Source organism: Caballeronia sp. INML1 (assembly GCF_023631085.1).
Lineage (GTDB): Bacteria > Pseudomonadota > Gammaproteobacteria > Burkholderiales > Burkholderiaceae > Caballeronia > Caballeronia turbans.
The window spans coordinates 1-3,603 of record NZ_JALQDT010000091.1; the positions used below are offsets into that span (position 1 = coordinate 1).

At 63.5% G+C, this 3,603-nt stretch carries 5 protein-coding genes; all 5 read right to left on the reverse strand.

What is annotated here, in order from left to right; all coding sequences use genetic code 11:
- On the reverse strand, positions 1 to 1,034 hold a 1,034-nt coding region (paaE, locus tag NCR38_RS33875), incomplete at its 3' end, for a 1,2-phenylacetyl-CoA epoxidase subunit PaaE (protein WP_250478526.1).
- A gap of 31 nt (positions 1,035 to 1,065) precedes the next feature.
- Positions 1,066 to 1,578, reverse strand: a complete 513-nt coding sequence (gene paaD / locus NCR38_RS33880) for a 1,2-phenylacetyl-CoA epoxidase subunit PaaD (RefSeq protein ID WP_250478527.1) — start codon at positions 1,576 to 1,578, stop codon at positions 1,066 to 1,068.
- On the reverse strand, positions 1,578 to 2,375 hold the full coding sequence (paaC, locus tag NCR38_RS33885) for a 1,2-phenylacetyl-CoA epoxidase subunit PaaC (protein WP_250478528.1): 798 nt from the start codon (positions 2,373 to 2,375) through the stop codon (positions 1,578 to 1,580). The genes paaD and paaC overlap by 1 nt, the downstream gene beginning before the upstream one ends.
- Before the next feature lie 13 nt (positions 2,376 to 2,388).
- Complete coding sequence (gene paaB / locus NCR38_RS33890) at positions 2,389 to 2,673, reverse strand: 1,2-phenylacetyl-CoA epoxidase subunit PaaB (RefSeq protein ID WP_061122015.1); 285 nt, start codon at positions 2,671 to 2,673, stop codon at positions 2,389 to 2,391.
- 17 nt (positions 2,674 to 2,690) lie between these two features.
- Positions 2,691 to 3,603: 1,2-phenylacetyl-CoA epoxidase subunit PaaA (gene paaA / locus NCR38_RS33895; RefSeq protein WP_250478529.1), on the reverse strand; the 913-nt coding region annotated here is incomplete at its 5' end.

Sequence of the window (3,603 nt, forward strand, 5' to 3'; positions counted from 1 at the left end):
GTCAGCACGAAGCCGTCATCGATTTCATGTTGTTCGAGCGTGTAGTTCTTTTCCATCTTCACTTCGCCTTCGAGCACTCGGGCGCGGCACGTGCAGCACACACCGCCCTTGCACGCGTACGGCAACGCGAGTCCCGCTTTCAAACCCACATCGAGCACGCTCACGCCTTCATAGGGCAGCCGCAATTTGCGCTTCTTGCCGTCGATGATCAGCTCCAGATCCGCCGCCGGCATGCTGTCCGTGATCTCGATGTCCGGCGCCCCGGCTTGCGGCAACGGCGTGCCGAAACGCTCCACGTGAATCTGCTTCGGCGCCACGCCCGCATCCTTCAACGCCGCTTCGGCTGCATCCATCATCGGGCCGGGGCCGCAGATGAATGCCTCGTCGATTTCCTCGGGCGAGAGCAGCGTCTCCAGAAACGCCTTGCACTTCGCCTGATCCAGCACGCCGTTGAACAACTCGACGTCCTGCAGATCGTCCGAGAGCACGTGATACAGCGAGAACCGGTCCATATACCGGTTCTTCAGATCCTCGAGCTCCTCGGCGAACATGATCGCGTCGACGCTGCGATTGCCGTACACGAGCGTGAAGCGGCTCGTCGGCTCCATATCCAGCGTCGTCTTGATGATCGCCAGCACCGGCGTGATGCCCGAGCCGCCCGAGAACGCCACGTAGTGCTTCGCGTGATCCGCGTTCAGATGCGTGAAGAAGCGCCCGTCGGGTGTCATCACCTCGATCTCGTGGCCGGGCTTCAGGGTATCGAATGCGAAGTTCGAGAAGCGCCCGCCACGCACGCGCTTGATGCCGATGCGCAATTCGCCGTCGCGATCGTAGTCGGTCACGCCCACGCAGATCGAATACGAACGGCGCGTCTCCTCGCCATCGATATGCGTTTTGAGCGTCACGAACTGACCTTGCGTAAAGCGAAACGCATCGCGCAGCGCCGGAGGCACTTCGAACGAAACGGTGAGCGCATCGGCGGTTTCGGGGCGGACCTCACGGATGCGCAGCGGATGGAATTGCGGAGTCGCCATGTTTTTCGGCTCGCTTTTCAATGGAGTCAGTTCAGTACGGCTTGAAGTAATCGAACGGCTCGCGGCAGTCGATGCAGCGGTACAACGCCTTGCACGCCGTCGAGCCGAATTGCGCCAGCTTCTCGGTGTGCGTCGAGCCGCAGCGCGGGCACGCGATCGTCGCTTTCGTATAGGGCACGAAGCGGATGGGCTTTTCCGTGCCGCTGCACGCTCCCGTCGGCGGTGCTATGCCGTAGCGGCGCAGCTTCTCGCGCGCTTCGTCGGTGATCCAGTCGGTCGTCCACGCGGGCGCCAGCACCGTCTCGATGCGATGCGCACCGAGCTCGGCCCGATCGATCGCCTGCGCAATATCCTCCGCGATCTGCGACATCGCCGGACACCCCGAGTACGTCGGCGTGATCACCACTTCGAGCACGCCATCGTCGCCGTGACGTACCTCGCGCAGAATGCCCAGTTCGCGAATCGATACCACCGGAATCTCCGGATCGGGCACCGCTTCGAGCACATCCCACGCGCGTTCGATGGTTGCGTTGGCGGTATTCATTACCAGCTCGCGCCCGGATGTTGACGCGCCAGGCTCTGCATCTCCGCGAGCAGATAGCCCATGTGCTCCGAGTGCTCACCGTGCTTGCCCGTGGTGACGTGCTTCACTTCTTCGGGCGCGGTGAGCGTGGCCTCTTCCAGTGCCGATGCGACCTCGTCACGCCATGCCGCTTCGAACTCGCTCGCGAGCGGCGCGATTCCCGCATCGGCGACGGCCTGCTCGATTGCATCGGTGGCGAAGAACTCGCGCGTGTACGGCATCAGATAGTCGAGCGCGGCCTGCGCGCGACGATGCGACTCGTCCGTGCCATCGCCCAGACGCACCAGCCAGTCGCGCGCATGATGCAAGTGATAGCTCGTCTCCTTGATCGACTTCGCCGCGATCGCCGCGAGTTGCGCATCGCTCGATGTTTGCAGCGCGCTCCACACTTCGATCATCAGCGACGAATACAGGAAGTTGCGCACGATCGTCACCGCGTAATCGCGCTCAGCGCGCGCCGTGCCCGCGAGCGGCCCGAAGTGCGGCAACTCCGCGATCGTGTAGTTGGCGAACTCACGCTCGGTGCGAAAGTACGCGTAATCGTCTTCGGTCTTCCTGCTGCCATTGAGCGCGGCTTCCAGCGACGCCGCGTGCGTGTACAAGAGCCGCGCCTGGCCGATCAGATCCAGACTGATGTTCGCCAGCGCGATGTCTTCTTCCAGTGCCGGGCCGTGACTGCACCATTCGGCATTGCGCTGCCCGAGGATCAGCGCGTTGTCCGCCAGACGCAGCACGTAGGCGAGATGGTCCTGACTCATGGCTCTTTCGCCCTTACATGTGATTGATTTCGTCGGGCAGCACGAAAAACGTCGGATGCCGATAGATCTTGTCGCCCGCGGGCTCGAACAATTCGCCCTTGTCCGCCGGGTCCGATGCGGTGATCGCCGCCGACGGCACCACCCAGATGCTCACGCCTTCCTGACGGCGCGTGTACACGTCGCGCGCCATGCGCAACGCCACACCCGCATCCGGCGCGTGCAGGCTGCCGCAATGCTTGTGATCGAGTCCCTGCTTGCTGCGCACGAACACTTCCCAGATCGGCCATTCCTTGCTCATCTTCATCGTCTCCCTGTTCATGCAGCTTGTTTGTGGGCGCGGGCCTTGTGCTTCTCCGCGTAGGCGAGTGCCGCTTCGCGCACCCACGCGCCTGCGTCGTGCGCCTTCACGCGCGTGGCGAGGCGCTCCTTGTTGCACGGGCCGTCGCCGTTGACCACGCGCCAGAACTCGTCCCAGTCGATCTCGCCGTAGTCGTGCGCGTTTCTTTGCGCATTCCACTTCAGATCGGCATCGGGCAGCGTGACGCCCAGAATCTTCGCCTGCTCGACAGTCGCGTCGACGAACTTCTGGCGCAGGTCGTCGTTCGAGATGCGCTTGATGCCCCACGCGAACGACTGGCCGCTGTGAATCGAGTCCTTGTCGCTCGGGCCGAACATCATCAGCACCGGCCACCACCAGCGGTTCACCGCCTGTTGCACGAGGTCCTTCTGCGCTTGCGTGCCCTTCATCATCGCGAGCAGCGCATCGAAGCCCTGGCGCTGGTGGAACGACTCCTCCTTGCAGATGCGGATCATCGCGCGGGCATACGGCCCGTAGGTGCAGCGGCACAGCGGTATCTGATTCATGATCGCCGCGCCATCGACCAGCCAGCCGATCACGCCGACATCGGCCCAGGTGGGCGTCGGATAGTTGAAGATGCTCGAGTACTTGGCCCGGCCCGCGTGCAGCGCGGCGACGAGCTGATCGCGCGAGACGCCGAGCGTTTCAGCCGCGCTGTAGAGATACAGGCCGTGGCCGCCTTCGTCCTGCACCTTCGCGAGCAGGATCGCCTTGCGCTTGAGGCTCGGCGCGCGGCTGATCCAGTTGCCCTCGGGCTGCATGCCGATGATCTCCGAATGCGCATGCTGCGAAATCTGCCGCACCAGCGTCTTGCGATAGGCCTCGGGCATCCAGTCCTGCGGCTCGATCTTGCCGTCGGCTTGCATCACC

Bases quoted from the DNA above. Each gene is read 5' to 3' on its own strand.
- paaB (WP_061122015.1), bottom strand. From the start codon at position 2,673: ATGAGCAAGGAATGGCCGATCTGGGAAGTGTTCGTGCGCAGCAAGCAG.
- paaD (WP_250478527.1), bottom strand. From the start codon at position 1,578: ATGAATACCGCCAACGCAACCATCGAACGCGCGTGGGATGTGCTCGAA.
- paaC (WP_250478528.1), bottom strand. From the start codon at position 2,375: ATGAGTCAGGACCATCTCGCCTACGTGCTGCGTCTGGCGGACAACGCG.